The 21612-nt window shown below is 70.6% G+C and carries 20 protein-coding genes; 12 read left to right on the top strand and 8 right to left on the bottom strand.

What is annotated here, in order from left to right; all coding sequences use genetic code 11:
- Positions 1-19 precede the first annotated feature (19 nt).
- The 3 genes from OG811_RS29810 (at position 20) to OG811_RS29820 (ending at position 1631) form a co-directional block, all read left to right on the top strand.
- A complete protein-coding gene (locus OG811_RS29810) occupies positions 20-433 on the top strand; it encodes a hypothetical protein (protein WP_406070489.1) in 414 nt (137 codons plus the stop codon).
- 46 nt (positions 434-479) lie between these two features.
- Positions 480-707 carry a response regulator transcription factor gene (locus OG811_RS29815; protein ID WP_406070491.1) on the top strand — a complete coding sequence of 76 codons (228 nt, stop codon included), beginning with the start codon at positions 480-482 and terminating at the stop codon, positions 705-707.
- A gap of 126 nt (positions 708-833) precedes the next feature.
- On the top strand, positions 834-1631 hold the full coding sequence (locus OG811_RS29820) for an SAM-dependent methyltransferase (protein ID WP_406070493.1): 798 nt from the start codon (positions 834-836) through the stop codon (positions 1629-1631).
- A 56-nt stretch (positions 1632-1687) separates the two neighbouring features.
- On the opposite strand, the gene OG811_RS29825 is transcribed toward OG811_RS29820, so the two are convergent.
- On the bottom strand, positions 1688-2242 hold the full coding sequence (locus OG811_RS29825) for a cellulose binding domain-containing protein (protein WP_406070495.1): 555 nt from the start codon (positions 2240-2242) through the stop codon (positions 1688-1690).
- Here OG811_RS29825 and OG811_RS29830 point away from each other — a divergent pair.
- Together OG811_RS29830 and OG811_RS29835 are read left to right on the top strand one after the other, a co-directional pair.
- A complete protein-coding gene (locus OG811_RS29830; protein WP_406070496.1) occupies positions 2235-2519 on the top strand; it encodes a hypothetical protein in 285 nt (94 codons plus the stop codon). The genes OG811_RS29825 and OG811_RS29830 overlap by 8 nt on opposite strands.
- Before the next feature lie 351 nt (positions 2520-2870).
- The gene (locus OG811_RS29835; protein ID WP_406070498.1) at positions 2871-8336 is read left to right on the top strand and encodes a carboxyl transferase domain-containing protein; all 5466 of its coding nucleotides are present in this window, start codon (positions 2871-2873) and stop codon (positions 8334-8336) included.
- Positions 8337-8420: 84 nt separating this feature from the next.
- Here the strand turns inward: OG811_RS29835 and OG811_RS29840 are convergent, their stop codons facing one another.
- Positions 8421-8999 carry a sigma-70 family RNA polymerase sigma factor gene (locus OG811_RS29840; RefSeq protein WP_406070500.1) on the bottom strand — a complete coding sequence of 193 codons (579 nt, stop codon included), beginning with the start codon at positions 8997-8999 and terminating at the stop codon, positions 8421-8423.
- A 225-nt stretch (positions 9000-9224) separates the two neighbouring features.
- On the opposite strand from OG811_RS29840, the gene OG811_RS29845 reads away from it, so the two are divergent.
- Positions 9225-10658, top strand: a complete 1434-nt coding sequence (locus tag OG811_RS29845; RefSeq protein ID WP_406070502.1) for a PepSY-associated TM helix domain-containing protein — start codon at positions 9225-9227, stop codon at positions 10656-10658.
- Positions 10659-10670: 12 nt separating this feature from the next.
- On the opposite strand, the gene OG811_RS29850 is transcribed toward OG811_RS29845, so the two are convergent.
- Together OG811_RS29850 and OG811_RS29855 are read right to left on the bottom strand one after the other, a co-directional pair.
- On the bottom strand, positions 10671-11294 hold the full coding sequence (locus tag OG811_RS29850; RefSeq protein WP_406075979.1) for an ATP-binding cassette domain-containing protein: 624 nt from the start codon (positions 11292-11294) through the stop codon (positions 10671-10673).
- Positions 11204-12004 carry an ABC transporter transmembrane domain-containing protein gene (locus OG811_RS29855; RefSeq protein WP_406070503.1) on the bottom strand — a complete coding sequence of 267 codons (801 nt, stop codon included), beginning with the start codon at positions 12002-12004 and terminating at the stop codon, positions 11204-11206. Before OG811_RS29855 ends, OG811_RS29850 begins: the two co-directional genes overlap by 91 nt.
- A 217-nt stretch (positions 12005-12221) precedes the next feature.
- Here OG811_RS29855 and OG811_RS29860 point away from each other — a divergent pair, with 217 nt between their 5' ends.
- On the top strand, positions 12222-12371 hold the full coding sequence (locus OG811_RS29860) for a hypothetical protein (protein WP_406070504.1): 150 nt from the start codon (positions 12222-12224) through the stop codon (positions 12369-12371).
- 18 nt (positions 12372-12389) lie between these two features.
- Here the strand turns inward: OG811_RS29860 and OG811_RS29865 are convergent, their stop codons facing one another.
- The 3 genes from OG811_RS29865 to OG811_RS29875 form a co-directional block, all read right to left on the bottom strand.
- Positions 12390-13301 carry a hypothetical protein gene (locus tag OG811_RS29865; RefSeq protein ID WP_406070505.1) on the bottom strand — a complete coding sequence of 304 codons (912 nt, stop codon included), beginning with the start codon at positions 13299-13301 and terminating at the stop codon, positions 12390-12392.
- 12 nt (positions 13302-13313) lie between these two features.
- Positions 13314-14078, bottom strand: a complete 765-nt coding sequence (locus OG811_RS29870; RefSeq protein WP_406070507.1) for an SDR family NAD(P)-dependent oxidoreductase — start codon at positions 14076-14078, stop codon at positions 13314-13316.
- Between the two features lie 187 nt (positions 14079-14265).
- Positions 14266-15105, bottom strand: coding sequence for a fumarylacetoacetate hydrolase family protein (locus OG811_RS29875; protein WP_406070508.1), 840 nt, complete (start codon positions 15103-15105; stop codon positions 14266-14268).
- Between the two features lie 99 nt (positions 15106-15204).
- Between OG811_RS29875 and OG811_RS29880 the strand changes: the two genes are divergently transcribed.
- The 5 genes from OG811_RS29880 (at position 15205) to OG811_RS29900 (ending at position 19834) form a co-directional block, all read left to right on the top strand.
- On the top strand, positions 15205-15924 hold the full coding sequence (locus OG811_RS29880; RefSeq protein ID WP_406070509.1) for a GntR family transcriptional regulator: 720 nt from the start codon (positions 15205-15207) through the stop codon (positions 15922-15924).
- 29 nt (positions 15925-15953) lie between these two features.
- Complete coding sequence (locus tag OG811_RS29885) at positions 15954-16664, top strand: (Fe-S)-binding protein (protein WP_406070511.1); 711 nt, start codon at positions 15954-15956, stop codon at positions 16662-16664.
- Entirely contained in the window at positions 16661-18136 is a 1476-nt protein-coding gene (locus OG811_RS29890; RefSeq protein ID WP_406070512.1) for a lactate utilization protein B, read from the top strand. The genes OG811_RS29885 and OG811_RS29890 overlap by 4 nt, the downstream gene beginning before the upstream one ends.
- The gene (locus tag OG811_RS29895) at positions 18133-18750 is read left to right on the top strand and encodes a lactate utilization protein C (protein ID WP_406070514.1); all 618 of its coding nucleotides are present in this window, start codon (positions 18133-18135) and stop codon (positions 18748-18750) included. The genes OG811_RS29890 and OG811_RS29895 overlap by 4 nt, the downstream gene beginning before the upstream one ends.
- A gap of 373 nt (positions 18751-19123) precedes the next feature.
- Positions 19124-19834 (top strand): DNA alkylation repair protein, encoded by a 711-nt coding sequence (locus OG811_RS29900; RefSeq protein WP_406070515.1) that lies wholly within the window; start codon positions 19124-19126, stop codon positions 19832-19834.
- On the opposite strand, the gene OG811_RS29905 is transcribed toward OG811_RS29900, so the two are convergent.
- Positions 19831-21558: an IlvD/Edd family dehydratase gene (locus OG811_RS29905; RefSeq protein ID WP_406070517.1), complete on the bottom strand. Its 1728-nt coding sequence runs from the start codon at positions 21556-21558 to the stop codon at positions 19831-19833. The two genes, OG811_RS29900 and OG811_RS29905, sit on opposite strands and share 4 nt — an antisense overlap.
- Positions 21559-21612 lie beyond the last annotated feature (54 nt).

Below are 21612 nucleotides of genomic sequence, written 5' to 3' on the forward strand. Positions count from 1 at the left end.
GAACCCAAGGGGAGGATCAATGCTCGGCAAATTGGCACGGGTCGGCGCGATCGTACTGACCACCGCCGCTGCGGCACTTGCGCCTGTACCGGCGTCGGCCGACTCGGGCGGCGGCTGCCGCAACTACGGGGCCTTCTCGAACCCGTACGTCTGCATCAGTGTTCGCAGTGGCACGACGAATCCGCTCATCGGCGACTTCTACCTCAACTCCACTCCGTCCGGTGAGCGAACAGCCAACATCCAAATCGTGGCGTGGTGCGGCAACAGCGCGACCTTCACCAACCCCTATTGGTGGACGATCGTCCCCAACCACTCGCCCCAGATCGCCATGAACAAACCGTGCGCCAGTGGCTACGCGTACACGCGGGCGGCCTTCTACAACGCCAACAACGCTCACATGTACACGGCGACCAGCCTGACCCAGTATTGGTGACCTGGGGCGAGGTGAGCACGGGCTTTTTCCGCAGGGCCAGCACAGGGTGGCTCTGCGGAAACGCCGTTCGATAGCGCAGCGACTGACCGCGCGGGAGACCGAGATCGTCGAGCTGCTCGCGCAGGGCCTGTCCAACGCCGAGATCGCCGACCAGCTCTTCATCGAGACCAGCACGGTCGAGTCGCACCTCGGACGCGCCATGGCGAAGATCGGCGCACGGGACCGACTACAGACCGTCGTGTGGGCGTACCAGAACGGTGTGTTCCGACGGTGACAGCCGCCCCGGGACCCGGCAAGCGCGCCGTGACGCCGAGCGTCGACAGTGGATGTCGCCGGAGTACGATCCCGTTCGTACCGCAGTTGTGAACTCCAGCTGTCGACCCCTCGATAGGAGCCTGGCATGGTCGGCCCGGACGACGAACTCGCCGCGAAGCTTCAGCCCGACGTGCCGCACGCGGCGCGGATCTGGAACTACTGGATGGGCGGCAAGGACAACTTCCAGTCCGACCGGGCCGCCGGCGACGCGGTCGCCGACGTCTACCCGGAGATCGTCCTCATGGCGCAGCAGTCACGCGTGTTCCTGGTGCGGACCGTGCGTTACCTCGCCGCCGAGGTGGGCATCCGGCAGTTCCTCGACATCGGCACCGGCCTGCCCACCATGCAGAACACGCATGCGGTCGCCCAGGGGATCGCGCCCGACTCGCGGATCGTCTACGTGGACAACGACCCGATGGTGCTGGTGCACGCGCGGGCACTGCTGGCCAGCACGACGTCGGAGGGCGTCACCACCTACGTGCCCGCCGACTACCACGACCCGGAGAAGATTCTCGCCGAGGCGGCGCAGACGCTCGACTTCGACCAGCCCATCGCCGTGATGTACATGGGTGTGCTGGGCTACGAGCCCGACCTGGCCGTGGTGCGCTCGATTGTCGAAACGACGATGGACGCGATGCCGTCCGGCAGTCACCTGGTGCTGTGGGACGGCACCAACACCAGCCCGGCGGTGGTTTCCGGTGCCGCCCGGCTGGCGCAGAGCGGCGGCGTTCCATACATTCTGCGCAGCCCGGCGAACCTCGGCAGTTGTTTCTCCGGGCTGACGATGGTGGAGCCGGGCCTGGTGCCGATCCCCCTGTGGCGACCGGACGAGCCCGACGCCACCGGGATCGACGCCTACGGCGCCGTGGCCCGTAAACCCTGACCCGCAGGGCGCCGCCCCGCTCCCGCCGCGACGGCGGGAGCGGGATCGACGTCGTTTCACCGGGCGCAGGACATCGTCAACCCGTCGGGCACCGCGCTGGTCGTCACGAGCAGACCGAACGTCGTCACACCGTCCAGCACCAGCGTTCCGTTGTACGAGACGTTGCGGACCGTGACGTCCATACCGACGGTCTCGGCCACGCCGCTCCAGACCGACTGGATGCGCTCGTCACCGGACCACCGCCACGAGACACGCCAACTGTCCAGTGGCTGCGTCCCGGTGTTGCGGACCGTGACCGTGGCGACGAAGCCGTTGCCCCAGCGGGCGTCGATCGTGGCCGTCGCGCGGCACGCGGTCAGCGGGGCGGTCCGGACCATCGAGACCACGTACGGATCCCGCCGGCCGTCGACGTCGGTGAACCGATACCAGTACTCCGTGTCGGGCGTCAGCCGGTCGATGGTCACCGAGCCGTTGCGCTCCGGCCCGGAGACAGCCACGGTCACCGGCGCCCGCCACTGTTGGGCGTCCTCGCGGCTGGCGAAGAGGCTGACGGTCATCGGCGGGTCGTAGCCGCAGGGCGGGCGGAAGAAGATCGCGTACGAGATGGTCACGCTCGTGGTGGTGACCCCGGCGACGCCAGCGGTGATCGGCAAAGCCGGCGGGCAGGTCATCGTCGGTGACGGCGAGGGCGTTGGCGTGGTCGAGGGCGTCGCCTCTGTGGTGCCGCTCGTTCCGCCCCAGACGGCCAGCGCCATGGTCGTGACGGCGAGGAACATGCGAAGCATCGGTACCTCCGGTGGTTACCGGGCACCGCTGACCGAGGTGGTAGCCGGTGCCGCGCTCGGGTTTCCGGCCACCGACGAGGACCGCCCGGCACGGGTGGCCTGACCACCTCGTGCGTCCCGTGGACCGAAGAAGATGCGGTGCGCGCTGGCTCCCGAGCACGACCGAACCACAGCATTGCATTCGATCAGTATCGATACAAGAGCCGTCGTGGTCTATCAACTCGGACGCAGGAGCTGAAGCGTAGGTGACGCCGGTGCGTTGACGTCGATAACCGGGCAGGATCCGGCCGTCACGCGCGATAGCCAAAAACTTTTGTGCACTTCCTACAACTGAGGGACGGTTGGTTCGGTGGTAGCGCCATAGCGCTGGCAGCCGCCAGACGGAAAGGTGATCACTGCTGGGGGCCGTCGTCTCCCGGCACGCAGGTCGAGGTCTAGCTAAGGGGTCAGTCGGGTGTTCAACCGTGTCGCCATCGTCAACCGTGGTGAAGCCGCCATGCGGCTCATCCACGCGGTCCGCGAGTTGGCCGCGGAGACCGGCATCCAGATCGAGACCGTCGCTCTCTACACCGACGTCGACCGCACCGCCACCTTCGTCCGCGAAGCGGACATCGCCTACGATCTCGGCCCGGCATCGGCCCGCCCGTACCTCAATCTGGCGGTGCTGGAGCGCGCCCTGACCGAAACCGGGGCCGACGCCGCCTGGGTCGGCTGGGGTTTCGTCGCCGAGGACCCGGCGTTCGCCGAGCTGTGCGAGAAAATCGGCGTCACCTTCGTCGGGCCGAGCGCGGACGCCATGCGCCAACTCGGCGACAAGATCGGCTCGAAGCTGATCGCCGAGAAGGTCGGCGTACCGGTCGCGCCGTGGAGCCGCGGCGCCGTCGAAACCCTGGACGCCGCCAGGGCCTCGGCGGCCGAGGTCGGCTACCCGCTGATGCTGAAGGCGACCGCGGGCGGCGGCGGGCGCGGCATCCGCGTGATCAGGAACGAGGCCGAACTCGTCGACGCGTACGAGCGCACCAGCCAGGAGGCGGCGCGCGCGTTCGGCAGCGGCATCGTGTTCCTGGAACGCCTGGTCACCGGGGCCCGACACGTCGAGGTCCAGGTGATCGCCGACGGGCAGGGCACGGCGTGGGCGCTCGGCGTCCGCGACTGCTCGGTGCAGCGACGTAACCAGAAGGTCATCGAGGAGTCGGCGTCGCCGGTGCTCAACCCGGCACAGGCCGCCGAGCTCAAGACGTCGGCCGAGCGGCTGGCCGTGGCGGTCGGTTACCGCGGGGCGGCGACCGTCGAGTTCCTGTACCACCCCGGCGATCAACTGTTCGCGTTCCTCGAGGTCAACACCCGCCTGCAGGTCGAGCACCCGATCACCGAGTTGACCACCGGGTTCGACCTGGTCAAGGCGCAGCTGCACGTCGCAGCGGGCGGGCGGCTCGACGGTGAACCGCCGATGGAGCGCGGGCACGCCATCGAGGCCCGGCTGAACGCCGAGGATCCCGACCGCGACTTCGCGCCGTCGCCGGGCCGGATCGCGCGGCTGGACCTCCCCACCGGCCCGGGCATCCGGGTGGACACCGGCGTCAGCGAGGGTGACACCATCCCGGCCGACTTCGACTCGATGATCGCGAAGATCATCGCGTACGGCCGTGATCGTGACGAGGCGCTCGGCAAGCTTCGTCGAGCGATGGCGAACACCACGGTGATCATCGAGGGCGGGGCGACGAACAAGAGCTTCGTGCTCGATCTGCTCGACCAGCCCGAGGTGATTGACGCCAGCGCGGACACCGGCTGGATCGACCGCGTCCGCGGCGAGGGCCGACTCGTCACGCACCGCCACTCCGCGGTCGCGCTGGCGGCCGCCGCCATCGAGGCGTACGAGGAGGAGGAGCGCGTCGAGCGGCAGCGGCTGCTGTCGACGGCGTCCGGCGGGCGCCCGCAGGTGCAGCATGCCAGCGGCCGACCGTTGGACCTCAAGTTGCGTGGCGTCGACTACCGCACGCGCGTGGCGCGGGTCGGCGCACACCGGTTCCGCGTCAGCATCGAGGCGGGTGCCGTCGTGCGCACCGCCGACGTCGATCTCGATCGCTTCGATCGGCACACCGGCCAGATCGTCGTCAACGGCATCCGGTACCGCCTGCTCACCGGCACGTACGGGCCGACCCATCTGGTCGAGGTGGACGGCGTGACGCACCGGGTCAGCCGCGACGAGGGTGGCGTCCTGCGCTCCCCGATGCCCGCGCTGGTCGTCGCCACTCCGGTGGAGGTCGGCGCCGAGGTCGAGGCGGGTGCACCGGTGCTGGTGCTGGAAGCGATGAAGATGGAGACGGTGCTGCGGGCGCCGTTCAAGGCGCGGCTGAAGGAGTGCGCCGTCTCCGTGGGCAGCCAGGTGGAGGCGGGTGCGCCGCTGTTGCGGCTGGAGCCGCTCGCCGACGAGGCCAACGAGACCGCGGACGACCCGGCCGCCGAGACGAACGTCGAACTGGACCTGCCCACCGCCGCCGAGCTCATCCCGGCGTACGAGCGCAGCAGGCGCGGTCAGGAGGACCTGCGCGGTCTGTTGCTCGGCTTCGACGTCGACCCGCACGATGACCGTCGGGTGCTCGACGGCTACCTCACCGCGCGCCGGGCTGCCACCGAGGCCGGACAGCGGCCACTGGCCGCCGAGCTCGACCTCATCGAGGTGTTCGCCGACCTCGCCGAGCTGAGCCGCAACCGGCCGACGGGCGAGGACGGCGGGGCAGCGCACGCCCACAGCGCCCGGGAATACTTCCACACCTACCTGCAGAGCCTCGACGTCGAGCGGGCCGGGCTGCCGGATGCCTTCCAGACCAGGCTCGCCAAGGCGCTCAGCCGGTACGGCGTCATCGACCTGGAGCGGTCCCCCGCCCTCGAAGCCGCCGTTTTCCGGATCTTCCTCGCCCAGCAACGCGCGTCCGCCGACGCCACGGTCGTCGCGGCGTTGCTGCGCGCGTGGCTGCGGGAGACCCCGCCGGACGAGACGCTGCGCGAGCCGGCCGGCCTCGCGCTGGAGCGGCTGATCGCCGCGACGCAGGTCCGCTTCCCCGCGGTCGCCGACCTCGCCCGTGGCGTGGTGTTCGCCTGGTTCGCCCAGCCGCTGCTGCGCCGCAACCGCGCCCGCGTCTACGCCGAGGTCCGTGGGCACCTGCGGCACCTGGACGCCCACCCGGACGCGGCGGACCGCGCCGAGCGCATCGCCGAGATGGTACGCAGCACCGAACCACTGGTCCGGCTGCTCGGCCAGCGGCTGGTCCGCGACCACCTCGACAACGCGGTCATGCTGGAGGTGCTGACCCGCCGGTACTACGGCAACAGGGCGCTCACCAGCGTGCGCACCAACGAGGTCGCGGGCTGCACGTTCGTGGTCGCCGAGCGGGCCGACTCGAGCGTGGTCTCCGCCGCCGTGAGCTTCGGCGCACTGGGCAGCGCACTGCGCGGGCTGGCCGAGCTGGCCAGCGGCGAGGACTCCGTCGACGCCGACATCTACCTCGGCTGGGAGAACCAGCCGGAGGACTTCGACGCGATGGCGGCCGCGCTGGCCGAGGTCATCGCCGCGCACCCGCTGCCGCCCCAGGTCCGTCGGGTCACCGCCACCGTCGCGGGTCGCGGTGGCGCGGTGATGCACCACCACTTCACCTTCCGGCCATCGGGCACTCAGCTGAGCGAGGACCGGCTGATCCGCGGCCTGCACCCGTACATCGCGCAGCGGATGCAGCTGGAGCGGCTGCACAAGTTCGACCTGACCCGGCTGCCGTCGTCCGACGAGGAGGTCTACCTCTTCCAGTGCGTGGCGCGGGAAAACCGGGCGGACGAGCGCCTCGTCGCGTTCGCGCAGGTCCGTGACCTGACCGAGCTTCGCGAGCAGGACGGCCGCCTGGTGGCGCTGCCGACGACCGAGGACGCCATCGCCGCCTGCCTCGACTCGATCCGCCGTGCCCAGTCGCGGCGGCCGTCGAAGACGCGCTTCAACACCAACCGGATCGTGGTCTACGTCTGGCCGCCGAGCGAGCTCACCCGCGAGGAGATGGAGATGATCGCCGGGCGCGTACGCCCGACGACCGTGGGCGCCGGGCTGGAGGAGATCCTGTTCATCGCGCGGCAGCGCGACCGCCGGACCGGCGAGCTGACCAAGATCGCCGTACGGATCTCGTTCGACGCCGCGGGCGGCGCCGAGCTGGTCGTCGGTGAACCGCCCGTCGAGCCGGTCGAGCCGCTCGACGAGTACCGGCTGAAGGTGCTGCGCGCGAGCAGCCGCAACACCGTGTACCCGTACGAGCTGAGCGACCGGCTCGGTGACTTCGTCGAACACGACCTCGACGACGACCACGCGCTGGTGCCGGTGGAGCGGCCGAAGGGGCGTAACCGCGCCGCGATCGTCGCCGGGGTGGTCACCACGCCGACCGAGCGGCATCCGCAGGGCGTCACCCGGGTGGTGCTGCTGGGCGATCCGACGAAGTCGTTGGGCGCCCTGTCGGAGCCGGAGTGCCGGCGCGTGATCGCCGCGCTGGACCTGGCCGAGCAGATGCGGGTGCCGCTGGAGTGGTGGTCGCTGTCCTCCGGAGCCCGGATCTCCATGGCCACGGGCACGGAGAACATGGACTGGGTGGCCGCCGCGCTCAAGCGGATTGTCGAGTTCACCCAGGACGGCGGTGAGATCAACATCGTGGTCGCGGGCATCAACGTCGGCGCGCAGCCGTACTGGAACGCCGAGGCGACGATGCTGATGCACACCAGGGGCATCCTGGTGATGACGCCGGACTCGACGATGGTGCTCACCGGCAAGCAGGCGCTCGACTTCTCCGGCGGGGTGTCCGCCGAGGACAACTTCGGCATCGGCGGCTACGACCGGGTGATGGGGCCGAACGGGCAGGCGCAGTACTGGGCGCCGAACCTGACCGCCGCGCAGGACGTGTTGATGTCGCACTACGACCACACGTACGTCGCGCCCGGTGAGGACGCACCGCGGCGGGCGGTCACCACCGACCCCGCGAACCGTGACATTTCGGCCTTCCCGCACGACGTGGTGGGCAGCGCCTTCAGCACCGTCGGCGAGATCTTCTCCGCCGAGACCAACCCCGACCGCAAGAAGCCTTTCGACATCCGGACGGTGATGCGGGCGCTGTCCGACCAGGACCACCCGGTGCTGGAACGCTGGGCGGGCATGGCCGACGCGGAGACCTCGATCGTGCAGGACGTCCACCTCGGCGGCATCCCGGTGTGTCTGCTCGGTATCGAGTCACGGTCGGTGCCGCGGCGCGGCTTCCCGCCCACCGACGGCCCGGACACGTACACGGCGGGCACGCTGTTCCCGATGTCGTCGAAGAAGGCCGCGCGGGCGATCAACGCGGCCAGCGGCAACCGGCCACTGGTGGTGCTGGCCAACCTGTCGGGCTTCGACGGCTCACCGGAGTCGATGCGCAAGCTGCAGTTGGAGTACGGCGCCGAAATCGGCCGGGCCATCGTCAACTTCCGCGGGCCCATCGTCTTCTGCGTCATCTCGCGCTACCACGGCGGAGCGTTCGTGGTGTTCTCGAAGGCACTGAACCCCACCATGACCGTGCTCGCGCTGGAAGGCTCGTACGCGTCGGTGCTCGGCGGCGCCCCGGCCGCCGCGGTGGTGTTCACGGCCGACGTCAACGCCCGCACGGCGACCGACCCGCGGGTGCGGGAGCTGGAGGCCCGCGTGGCGGCTTCGGCCGGCACCGAACGCGCAGCGTTGGCCGCGGAGCTCGATGAGCTGCGCTCGGCGGTACGCGCGGAGAAGGTCGGCGAAGTGGCCGCGGAGTTCGACCGGGTGCACAACATCCACCGTGCGGTCGAGGTCGGCTCGGTGGACGCGGTCATCGGCGCCGCCGAACTGCGTCCGCGCATCATCGACGCCATCGAGGCCCGCCTGGGGTAGTGGCGAGATCGGGCGGGGCGCGCTCAGTTCCACTGGTTCTGGTTGAGGAACCGGGCGAAGCCCGCGCGGATCAATGTCGCTGGCTCAGCCGGTTCGTTGCTCGCGGCTCGGGTCACTGTCGGCCTGCCAGGCCGTGACGAGATCATCGCGAGCCCGGGCGACACGGGAGCGGATGGTGCCGACGGGGCACTGGCAGACGTCCGCGGCCTCGGCGTAGGACAGGCCGAGCACGTGGGTGGCGACGAACGCCTCGCGACGCTCCCGGCTCAGACCGGCGATCAACTGGTGCAGGGTCACGCCCTCGTCGGCGCCGGCACTGATCGCACCGGCGGCCTCGGCCGCCGCCTGCCAGTCCGGCACCGATGCCAACCTCGGCCGGGCCACCGCCGTCCGGACGTGGTCCACGGCGACGCGCCGGGCGATCGTGAACACCCACGTCCGGGCCGACGAGCGGCCGGCGAAGCCGGGCAGGCTGCGAAACGCCCGCAGGAACGTCTCCTGGGTCAGGTCGTCGGCCTCACCCGGCCCGGCCAGATGCGACAGGAACCGCCAGACCTGATCCTGTAGGGCCCGGATGAACGCCGTGGCGGCCTGCCGGTCGCCCTGGCCTGCCTCCCGCGCCCACCGGGTCACCTGGTCGTCGTCAGCGACGCCGTTCCGCACGGACCACCGTCCTGTGTGCCACGGGCGCTCCTTCATGCCGAGATGCCGTCGTCGGATCGCCGCCGGTCAGCCGCGCACCCTGGTGGTCGGAGGGCGGTCCGGAAAAGTTCCCGGGGCTCCCCCGTTCGGCTGATTTCCCGGTTGTCCGACTCGGCGGGAACTGGGCCCGCCCGCCGTCCGACTACCGATTCCGACCGCCCCGCGCATCGAGTCGATCGGAAACCGATGACGTCCACCGTTGAGACGCCCGAGTCCGCTCCCCTGCCTGCCCCAGCCACGACGTCCGGGGCCCGCTCGGGATGGGGCGGGCTGCTGCTGCGTATCCACTTCTACGCCGGGATCCTGGTCGCCCCGTTCCTCGTCGTGGCCGCGTTGACCGGCCTCGCGTACACGGTCACGCCGCAACTGGACAAGATCGTTCACGGCGAGCAGCTCCTGGTCGACGCGGTCGGCGACGACGTGCGTCCGCTGGCCGAGCAGATCGCCGCGGCGCGGGCCGCCCATCCGGACGGCACGCTCGCATCCGTCAAGCCCGGTGACGGTGACGCCACGACCCGGGTGGTGTTCGACGTCGCCGATCTCGGGGATCGCCAGCACACCGTCTACGTCGATCCGTACACCGCCGAGGTGCAGGGGACGTTGACGACCTGGTTCGGGTCGACGCCGGTCACCACCTGGTTGGACGACCTGCACCGCAACCTGCACCTCGGCGTCGTGGGCCGGTACTACTCGGAGATCGCCGCGAGTTGGCTGTGGGTCCTCGTGCTCGGCGGGATCGTCCTGTGGTGGCGTCGGCAGCGCCCCGGCGCAGGTCGGGTACGTCGGCTGTTCGGCCCCGATCTCGCCGCCCGTCGGGGTGTGCGGCGCACCCGTGGCTGGCACGCGGCGACCGGGCTGTGGCTGGCCGTCGGTCTGCTGTTCCTCTCCGCCACCGGCCTGACCTGGTCCCGCCACGCCGGGGAGTCCTTCGGCGCGGGGCTCGACGCTCTCGATTCCCGTACCCCGGAGGTGTCCACGGCCCTGCCGGGTGCGGTGGCGCCCGCCGACGACACGGGCCATCACGGCGGCGGACACAGCGGGCAGGCCACCGCGATCGACCCGGCCGCCACCGATCGTGTCCTCGCGATCGCCCGCAGCGCGGGGCTGGACGGCCCGGTCGAGATCACACCCGCAGCCGACGCCCACTCGGCGTGGACCGTCACGCAGGTGGACAACACCTGGCCGGTCCGCAAGGACCGGGTGGCTGTCGACCCCGCCGCGGGCACCGTGACCGCCCGCAGCGACTTCGCGTCCTGGCCGCTGCTGGCGCAACTGAGCGGCCTCGGCATCCAGGCCCACATGGGGCTGCTGTTCGGGCCGATCAACCAGATCCTGCTCGCCGCCCTGGCCCTCGGGCTGCTCTGCGTCACCGTGTGGGGCTATCGGATGTGGTGGCAACGTCGACCCACCCGCACCGATCGTCGCGCCCCCGTCGGCACCGCCCCGGAGCGCGGGGCATGGCGGCTGGTGCCCCGCTGGGGCCTCGTCGTCGGCGTACCCGTCGTCGTCGCCGTCGGTTGGGCGCTGCCGGTGTTCGGGGTGACCCTGCTGGCCTTCCTCGTCCTCGACCTCGCCGTCGGGGCCTGGCGGGCGGGCCGGGCCCGGGCCACGGCCGGGTGACGCGCGTGCTGCTCAGCCTCCGACGGGTTGATCCGCGCTCTCGCGTTCTGTCGGGACCACGAGGTCGGGCATGCTCCAGGAACGCCACAGCTGGCTGTACCCGCCCCCGGCCTTGAGCAACTCGGCGTGCGTGCCGTGCTCGGCGACACGCCCGTGGTCTAGGACGATGATGCGGTCCGCGGTTGCCGCCTGGCTGAGGCGGTGGGCGACGATCAGTGCGGTCCGGCCTTCGGTGGCCGCGACGGCGGCGCGGTCGAGGTTGCGCGCTCCCGCGCTGCCCGCCTCTGCGGTGGCCTCGTCGAGGACCGTCACGGCGGGGTCGGCAAGGGCGAGGCGAGCCAGCGTCAGCTGCTGGGCCTGGGCCGCGGTGAGGCGCCGTCCGCCCTCTCCCACGGCGGAGGCAAGACCGTCAGGCAGGGTACGAAACCAGGCGGTGGCACCGACGAGGTCGAGTGCGGCGGTTATCTCGGCGTCGGTGGCGTCCGGGTTGGCGAGGCGCAGGTCGTCGCCGAAGGGCCCGGCGAAGACGTGCACCTCCTGGCTGATCAGGGCGATCTCGCGACGGAGGCGGTGCTTGCCGAGTTGCGCCAGCGGCACGCCGCGCAGGCTGACCGAACCGGTGGTGGGCGCGATGATGCCGGCGAGCGTGCTCTTGCCGCTCCGCTCGCGCCGACGAGAGCGACGCGCTCCCCCGGTGCGAGACGCAGGGCGATGTCCCGCAGCACGACCGGTCCGTCGTCGTAGCGATGCTGCGCGACGGTCACCTCCAGTGCGGCAGGCTCGGGCCGCTCCCGCCGAGCACGCTCGGGGCCGACGGGGGTTGCGATGTCCGGCAGGGTGGTGACGCCGACGAGCCGGGCGAGGCTGGCCCCGGCCTGCAGCACCGAGTCCGACTCGAACAGCAGCAGGCCGATGGGGTTGAAGAGGCGGTGGAAGTAGAGCGCAGCGGTGGTGGCTGCTCCCACGGTGGTCAGGTCGTCGCGGACCAGCAGGAACCCGGCGAGCAGCACGGCGGCGAGCCCCACGAGCTCGGACCGGTTGATGCGCAGGCCGAAACGAGAGTACAGACCGAAGATCTCCAACGACAGGTCGCGGGCCACGGCCGAGCGATCCGCGATCCGCGCGACGTGTGCGTCCTCCATCCGGTACGCGCGAACGGTCGCCGCGCCGCGAAGCGCCTCGGCGGTCGCCTGGGCGCGCTCGCCCGTTGCCACCCGCTCACGCGCGTAGTAAGGCACCGACCGCTTCAGGTACCAGCGCAGCGCCACCGCGTACGCCGGGCCCGCGGCCAGCACCGCGATGCCGAGCCGCCAGTCGAGGGCGAAGAGCCCCGCCGCGGTCAACACGACGGTCAGCAGCGCGCCGAGGAACGCGGGGCCGCTGGCGGCCGATCAGCGGCATCAGCGGAGTCCCCGTCGGCGGCTCGACGATGACCTGTGCGAACGCATGGATCCAGACTCCATTGCAAGGGCAGGCTAACCTAACACACCGACAGGAGTGTCCGATCACGGCGTCAAGATCCTGTAGGACCTCCATGATCGACTCCGTTTGCGCGAAGTCGCGGTGTCAGACCACCGAAGACACCCCGATATCCAGGAAGCCGAGTGGATCACACCCGACTCGGACGTGGAGATCATCGTCCAGATGGCGAAGGTGGGCCCGGACGGCCCGACCGGGGGTAATTTCGACCGCAACGGCCCGATCCCCTGGTGATGCCGGCGCGGTGCCGCTTTACTGCGAGGTGCCGCCGCCCGATCGACCCGCGCCAGCAGCGGAGGGCCGGTGCGCGATCCGGGGAGCCCGCACGGCGGAGGCACTGCCAGATCCCGGCCGGTAGTCCCGGGCAGCAGTGGCCACCATCTCGTCAGGGTCGCGAGCGAGTGCCTGCCGGATGTGCGACGGAACGAGCTCGGATGTCGCCACCGCCAGTCGGACCTGCACCGAACGGTCGTCGACCAGGCGCTCCAGGTCAGCCTCGTCCAGCTCGACCGCGCGGACCAGCGCGGCGCGGACGTCGACCACCGGGTCCGCGGCGAGCGCGCTGCGCTGTTCGGCGGTGGTCCGCGGGTTGCGGGCAACCCCCTTGCGTACGCGTGCGGTGCGATCGGCCAGCAGGGCGGTGATCGCGTCGGGGTCGTGGGTGTGGGTGGCGAGTCGTTCCCGTACCTCGGGTGAGACGTCGTCGGTCAGCTTGGCGGCCAATTCGGGCTCCAGCTCCCGACTCTCCGCGAGGAGACCGCGAAGCTCCTTGTCCGATGCCTCCGACATCACCCGGCGGATCGACTCGTCACAGGCCGGGTTGCTGGCGACCGCCCAGCGGACCCACCGGTCGGCGTCCTTCACGAGGCGCATGAGGTTGGCGATCGAGGTGGAGGGGTTTCTCGCCACGGCCTCCCGGACCTGACGATCCTGGTCCCTGGTCAGCGGTCGCAGTGCCTGCGCCGGTGCGTCGGCCCGAGCGGCGACCGCCTTGCGGACCACGGCCGACGGGTCGGACGCCAGGTCGATAAGGGTCATTTGTGGCGTTGTGGGGTCCTGTGCGAGGGTGAGCCGTTCGTCAGCGCCGCCACCGATCAGACGGTGGGCGGTGGCGCCGGACCCGCTGTGACGGTCGGGCTCGCCGACGTCCTGCTGTTTCCCCATGGCGCAATCATCTCACGCGCCAGATCCGACGCTGGGCAGCCGCAGGCCGGACATGCCACCATCCACCGCCAGCGACGACCCGGTCACCGAACGGGTGCTGGGCGACGCGAGGTAGACGACGGCGGCGGCCACCTCATCGGCGGTCACCAGGCGCCCGGTGGGCTGGCGGGAAGCGAGCTGCCGCTTCTCCGCCGTCGGGTCGGCCGCACCAGCGAGCAGTCGGGCCACCCAGGGCGTGTCCACGGTGCCAGGGGCGACACAGTTGACCCGGATCCCCTCCAGCACCAGGTCGGCGGCCATGGCGAGGGTGAGGGCGTGCACGGCACCCTTCGATGCCGAGTACAGGGCACGTCGAGGCAGACCGACGGTCGCCGCGATCGACGAGACATTGACGATCGCCGCGGACGCCGACCGACGCAGGTACGGCAGGGCGACCGCGCTCGTTCGGGCCACGCCGGCGACGTTGACGTCGAGCACCCTGCTCCACTGCTCGTCGTCGTTCTCCTCGACCGCGCCCACGGCGGAGATACCGGCGTTGTTCACCAGGATGTCGATGCCGCCGAATGCCTCAGCGACCGAGGCGACGGCCCCGCTGAGGGAGGACCGGTCGGCCACGTCGGCCCGGACGCCGTGTACGCGGGGATCCTCGGGCAGGCCCGACAGATCCAGGTCCAGAACGCCCACCCGGGCGCCGGCGGCCAGGAACGCCCGTACGCAGGCGTGGCCGATTCCCGAGCCACCTCCGGTCACCACCGCCACAAGGTCGGCACACCGCATGCTTCTCTCCCACTCCGAGTAGTTGACGCACCGCCGTCAAGAAGGCCGTGCGGTCGGGCGCGTCCAAATCGGTCAGACCCATGCCGGCCCGTCGGGGTACGCGTACGTGGCGAGGCTCTCTTCAGGCGGCGTACGTCGTCGTCGGCGTCCGCGCCCACCTTCAGCTAGATGGAGGTGATCACAGCCATCAGGCGCTCCTGAGCGTGCTGCGCTGCCGGCCGAGGCCGTCGATCTCGACGTCCATCACGTCGCCGACGGCCAGGTACGGGAACCGGCCGGAGAGCGCCACCCCCTCTGGGGTGCCGGTGTTGATGACGTCGCCCGGGTCCAGGACGGTGTACTGGGACAGGTGCCAGACCAGGTACGCCACGCTGAAGATCATGTCTTTCGTGCTGGAGTCCTGTCGGGGCTCGTCGTTGACCCAGGAGCGCAGGCGCAGCGCCTGCGGGTCGCCGATCTCGTCGGTGGTGACGAGCCACGGGCCGAGGGGTTGGAACGTCTCGCAGGACTTGCCCTTCGACCACTGGCCGCCGGAGACGGCGAGTTGGAAGTCTCGCTCGGAGACGTCGTTGGACAGCACGTACCCGGCGATGTGCCCGAGGGCGTCGGCCGGTGCGGCGAGGTAGCGGGCCTGCCGGCCGATCACCACCGCCAGTTCCACCTCCCAGTCGGTCTTCGTCGAGCCACGCGGGATCAGAACGTCGTCGTAGGGGCCGACGACCGTGTTGGGCGCCTTGTAGAAGATGATCGGGGCGGTCGGCGGCTCGGCGCCCGACTCGGCGGCGTGCGCGGCGTAGTTCTGCCCGACGCAGAGAACAACTCCGGGGCGGGCGATCGGCGCGCCGACCCGCTGCCCGGTGATGTCGATCTCGGGCAGGTCGATGGCGTCGCGGACCCGCTGGACGCCGTCGCCGGCGAGGAACTCCCCGTCGATGTCGGCGGTGAGCGACGAGATGTCGAAGTGCCGCCCGTCGACGTACAGCACGGGGCGTTCCCGCCCCACGGGCCCGACGCGCATGAATCTCACGAACCAACCTCCACCATCAGCCTATTTCCTATAGGATATTGCTTTGCTAGTGTGTACTCGCTCATACCCGGACAGTCAAGGGGTTGTTGAGGAGACGAGATGGCCCAGCAGGAAGCTCGCGAGGGTCGACTCCGTCCCGCCCGACGACTCACCCTCGGCGAGGACGTCTACGAGTCGATAAAGGCGCTGGTCATGGACCACGTCCTGCCGCCCGGCGAGCGGGTCAACATCGACGCTCTCGCCCGGGAGCTCGACGTCTCCCCCACCCCGGTGCGCGAGGCCCTCGCCCGGCTGGAAGCCGACGGCCTGGTCCGCAAACGCCCGCTGTCGGGCTACACCACCACGCCGCTGCTGAGCCGCGCCGAGTTCGACGACCTGTTCGACGTCCGCCTGGTGTTGGAGGGCGCCACCGCCGGACGGGCCGCCGCGCACGCCTCCCCGGAGGCGCGGCAACGGATCAGCGCCGAGGCGGCGGCGCGCATCGACGTGGAGGCTGGCGACGGATACCGCCGGCACGCCGCCTTCACCGCACTGGACGCGAAATTTCACGACCTGATCGCCGAGGTCGCCGGCAGCCCACTGCTCCGCGACAGCATCACGCGGCTGCACTCGCACCTGCACCTGCACCGGCTGTACTTCCCGGTCGCCGGTGCCGGGGACACCAACACCGAGCACCAGCGCATCGCCGCCGCCATCGTCGCCGGCGACTCCCCGGCCGCCACCGAGGCGATGCGGTCCCACCTGGCCGCCGCCCGGGAGCGTCACCTGCCCGCCTTCGACCAGCCTCCCGCGACCGGAGCACCGCACGACTCGGTGTGATCCGCCCCCGACACATCCGAGGAGCCGCCATGCGGATAGCCCTCTTCATCACCTGCGTCAACGACCTCGCATACCCGGGCACCGGCATCGCGGTCACCCGCATCCTGCGGCGGCTCGGCCACACCGTCGACTTTCCCACCGGCCAGACCTGTTGCGGGCAGATGCACGCCAACACGGGTTACCGGGCTGAGGCGATGCCAATGGTGCGCAACTACGTCGACGTCTTCGACGAGTACGACGCCATCGTCGCACCGTCCGGGTCGTGCACGGCGATGATCCGTGACCAGTACCCACGCCTGCACCCGCCCGCCGCGCCGGTGGCCGCCCGCACCTACGAGCTGTCCGAGTTGCTCATCGACGTCCTCGGTGTCACCGACGTTGGTGCCGAGTTTCCGGAAACGGTCACCTACCACCCCACCTGCCACGGCCTGCGATTGCTGCGGCTGGGCGACCGGCCGCTGAAGCTGCTGCGCCAGGTTCGTGGGATCCGGCTGGTCGAGCTCGGCGACGCCGAGGAGTGCTGCGGCTTCGGCGGCACGTTCGCCCTGAAGAACCCGGCCGTCTCCACGGCGATGCTCACCGACAAGTGCGCCCGGGTCCGCGAGACCGGGGCACGGGTGCTCGCCGCCGCTGACAACTCCTGCCTGGCACACATCGGGGGCGGCCTGGACCGTCATCGGTCGGGCGTGCGGGCCGTGCACTACGCCGAGATCCTCGCCGCGACGGGGGCCACCTCGTGAACCGTCCCGGCGTCGACCAGTCCGGCACTGGCGCGTCGGTCGCGCCGGCCACCGGAGGCGGGCGGATTCGCACGCCACTGCCCTTTCCCACCGCAGCCGCGCCGGCCGTCGCCGACGAGCAACTGCGGGCCAACCTGCACCGGGCCACCCGCACCATCCGTGGCAAGCGCGCCCGGGTCGTCGACGAGGTACCCGACTGGGAGCCTCTGCGTGACGCCGGCGCCGCGATCAAGGCGGACGTCCAACGCCGGTTGCCTGAGCTGCTGGAGCAGTTCGAGGCGTCCGCCACCGCTGCCGGCGCCACCGTGCACTGGGCCCGCGACGCCGCCGAGGCCTGCCGGATCGTGGTCGCGTTGACCCGGGCCGCCGGGGCCGACGAGGTCGTCAAGGTCAAGTCGATGGCAACCCAGGAGATCGAGCTCAACGAGGCCCTCGAGGCAGCCGGCATCGCCGCGTACGAGACCGACCTCGCGGAGCTGATCGTGCAGCTCGGCGACGACACCCCCTCGCACATCCTGGTGCCGGCGATCCATTACAACCGGGCACAGATCCGGGAGATCTTCCAGCGCCGCATGTCCGACGCGCCGGCCGACCTCAGCGACGAGCCGTCCGCACTGGCCGAGACGGCACGCGCCCATCTGCGACGTCGTTTCCTCTCGGCCCGGGTCGCCGTGTCCGGCGCCAACTTCGCCATCGCCGACACCGGCACGCTGGTGGTCGTGGAGTCCGAAGGCAACGGGCGGATGTGCCTCACCCTCCCGGAGACGCTGATCAGCGTCGTCGGCGTCGAGAAGCTGCTGCCGACCTTCACCGACCTGGAGGTCTTCCTGCAACTGCTGCCGCGATCCTCGACCGGTGAGCGGATGAACCCGTACACCTCGATGTGGACCGGCGTCACCCCCGGGGACGGCCCCCAGTCCGTGCACGTCGTGCTGGTCGACAATGGCCGGTCCGCGGTGCTCGCCGACCCGGTCGGGCGGCCGGCGCTGTCCTGCATCCGCTGTTCCGCGTGCCTCAACGTCTGCCCGGTGTACGAGCGGGCCGGCGGGCACGCCTACGGCTCGGTGTATCCGGGGCCGATCGGCGCGATCCTGTCGCCCCAGCTGACCGGTGTGGCCGACAACGCTTCGCTGCCGTACGCGTCGACCCTCTGCGGCGCTTGCTACGACGTGTGCCCGGTAAAGATCAATATCCCGGAGATCCTGGTCCATCTACGCCAGCAGGCACCGCATCCGCTGGCTGAACGGACCACCATGCGCGCCCTGTCGTGGGTCATGCGCAGCCCTCGGCGCTGGGCCGCCGCCCTGTGGCTGGCCCGGGCCGGCGCGGGTCCTCTCGGCGCGCACCGCGAACGGCGCACCGGCGCTCGTACGCTGCGCCGGCTGCCCTGGCCCGCCTCGGCGTGGACCCGCTCCCGAGACCTACCGCTGCCCGCGCCGCAGACCTTCCGTGAATGGTGGGACCAGCAGTGACCGCACGTGACGAGATCCTGGCGCGGCTCCGGACGGCCCTGGCCGACAACCCGCCGCCGGTGGAGGTGCCGCGCCGATACCGCCAGGTCGATGATCGCCCCGACCTGGTCGAGATCCTCATCGACCGGTTGGCGGACTACCGGGCGGTCGTCCACCGTGGCATCGGCGCTCTTCCCGGACTGTTGGCCGAGGTCGACCGGCTCGCCGTCCCGACCGACATCCCCGCCGACTGGCTGGCCGGCTACGCCGGGCAGGTGCACCGCGACGCTCCTCCGCTGTCGCCGGCCGACCTCGACGGCCTGGCCGCGGTCCTGACCGGCTGCGCCGTGGCGGTCGCCGACACGGGGACCATCATTCTCGACGCCGGCCCGGCGCAGGGGCGACGGGCGCTCACCCTGGTGCCCGACCGGCACATCTGCGTCGTACGCAGCGACCAGGTCGTCGGCCTGCTGCCGGAGGCGCTGACCCGGCTGGACCCGCGCGCGCCACAAACCTGGATCTCGGGTCCGTCCGCGACCAGCGACATCGAGCTCAACCGGGTTGAGGGAGTGCACGGCCCCCGCAGGCTGGAAGTCGTCCTGGTCGGTCTCGACGACGATCCCCGAAAACGCTGACGAACGGAACGACGGGCCCTTTCCGGCGCGGTGACCGGTCTCGCGTTCGTTGAGCCGCCCACTTCACGAAATCCCCCGATCGCGGACCTGGTGGGCCGGTCCGGTGCTGACTGTCCCGATGCGCTGACCGACCAGACGAGAACGCCGATGCCGGTGAGTCATTTTGATGACTCACCGGCATCACACTGATCAGCACAAAGGAACCCCGGACCAGGCCCGACGCCTCGCGTCGTCGAGGGTCACCCGGACGGCTTGGCCCCCGACGGGGGTGGCCGAAGAGCCCCGGCAGTCCACCGCTGTGCAGAAAGACCGCCATGTCGCCGTGTGGGAAGCTGCCGCGCTGCCCGCACCACGTCGCGGTAACTTGCACGTCATGGCTACGACCGCCGACGTCCGCCGCGAACTCGCCAGCCTCGCCGACCCACGCCGAGCCGAGGCATCGAGCCGGTTTCTGCAGATGACTCCGGGGGGTTACGGCGAGGGCGACCGGGCCATCGGCGTAACCGTGCCGGAACAGCGCAGGGTGGCCGCCCGGTACTGGCGCGACCTTTCCCTGGCCGAAACAACGAAGCTGCTGAGCAGTGGCGTGCACGAGGAGAGGCTTACGTCACTGTTCATCCTGGTGCGAAAGTTCGCCAAAGGAGATGAGCAGGAACGGGGCGAGATCTTCGACATCGTCCTGGCCAACACCGGCCACATCGACAACTGGGACCTGGTGGACTCGTCCGCGCCGTACATTGTCGGCCCCTGGCTGGTCGACAAGGAGCGGAGCGTCCTGGACCGGTTGGCCGAGTCAACCCTGGTGTGGGACCGGCGCATCGCCATCATGGCAACGTTCGCCTTCATCAAGGCCGACGACTTCCATTGGACCTTCCGAGTCAGCGATCGGCTCATGCGCGACCCGCACGACCTCATTCGGAAGGCGGTGGGCTGGATGCTGCGCGAGGTGGGCAACCGGGACAGGGCGGCGGAGGAGGAGTTCCTGGCCGGCCGTTACCGGGTCATGCCGCGGGTCATGCTGCGGTACGCGATCGAGAAGTTCGAACCGCAGCGGCGTCGGGAGTACCTGTCCGGCGCGGTCTAGTGTGAGTGACGGGGCACCTTACTGCCGCTGCCGCCGACGAGGAAGTCGAGGTCCGCGCCCTCATCGGCTTGCAGGACGTGCTCGCTGTACAGCCGCGCCCAGCCCCGCTCGGCCCCTGACGGCGGTGGCTGCCAGGCGGAACGGCGTTGTGCGAGTTCCGCGTCGTCGACCAGCAGGTCCAGACGCCGCGTCGGGACGTCGACTCGGACCAGGTCGCCGGTGCGCACCAGCGCGAGCGGGCCGCCCACGGACGCCTCCGGGGCCACGTGCAGGACGCAGGTGCCGTACCCGGTGCCGCTCATGCGGGCGTCGGAGATCCGCACCATGTCCGTGATGCCGTCGGCGAGCAGCCGTCGCGGCATGGGCACGTTACCCACTTCCGGGAAGCCGGGGTAGCCGCGAGGTCCGGCATTTCGCACCACGATCACCGTGTCGGGGGTGACATCGAGGTCCGGGTCGTCCGCTGCGACGACGTAGTCCTCGATCCGGTCGAAGACGAGCGCCGGTCCGGTGTGTGTGAGGAGGTGGGCGGAGGCGGCGGAGACCTTCAGCACGGCGCCGGACGGCGCGAGCGACCCGCGCAGCACCACGGTGCCCGAGCCGGCGGGCTGGAATGGCTCGGCCAGGGTGCCGATGACCTGCCGGTTCCAGCACTGGACGCCGTCGATGTTGTCGGCCACGCTCTTGCCGCTGATGGTGATGTGGTCCAGGTGCAGCAGCGGGGCGATCTCCTTCATCACCACCGGAACACCGCCCGCGTAGGCGAAGTCCTCCATGAGGTACGTCCCGGACGGCATCAGGTTGACAAGCATGGGCACGTCGGCGGTGAGCGTGTCGAAGTCCTCCAGGGTCAGGGGGACGCCGAGGCGTCCGGCAATCGCGAGCAGGTGTACGACGGCATTGGTGGAACCGCCGATCGCGGCGTTGACCCGGATGGCGTTCTCGAACGCGTGCCGGGTCAGCACCGTGGACAGCCGTTGGTCCTGCTCGACCATGGCGACGATCCGGCGGCCGGCGGCCTGCGCGAGCGCGTACCTTCGCGAGTCGACCGCCGGAACGGCGGCGGCCCCCGGCAATTGCACGCCCAGCGCCTCGGTCACGCAGGCCATCGTGGAGGCGGTACCCATGGTCATACAGTGGCCACGGCTGCGGGACATGCCGACCTCCGCCTCCGCGCAGTCGCCCGCGGTCATCCGACCGGCTCGCTGCTCCTCGGTGAAGCGCCAGACGACGGTGCCCGACCCGATGTCCTGGCCACGGAACTTGCCGTTGAGCATCGGGCCGCCGGTGATCATCAGAGCCGGTAGGTCGACGCTCGCCGCGCCCATCAGCAGGCCGGGCGTGGTCTTGTCACAGCCGGAAAGCAGGACCACCCCGTCGAGCGGGTTGGCTCGGACCAGTTCCTCCAACTCCATCGCCAGCAGATTGCGGTAGAGCATCGTCGTGGGTCGCATGAGGGGCTCGCCCAGGCTCATGGCGGGGAACTCCAGCGGCAGGCCACCGCTCTCCCATACGCCACGCTTCACCGAATCGGCCAGGTCGCGCAGGTGGGCGTTGCAGGGTGTCAGCTCCGACCAGGTGGTGGCGATGCCGATCACCGGGCGACCGTCGAAGACGTCGTCCGCGAACCCCTGATTGCGCATCCAGGACCGATGGATGAAGCCGTTGCGGCCCTCCGCACCGAACCACTGCCCGCTGCGCAACGGTCGACTCGTCGTCGACATCAGCACACCTCTCCGTCGTCCGTCCGGCCGTGGGATGCACGGCGATCAATAAGC

Source organism: Micromonospora sp. NBC_01638 (assembly GCF_045209745.1).
GTDB lineage: Bacteria > Actinomycetota > Actinomycetes > Mycobacteriales > Micromonosporaceae > Micromonospora.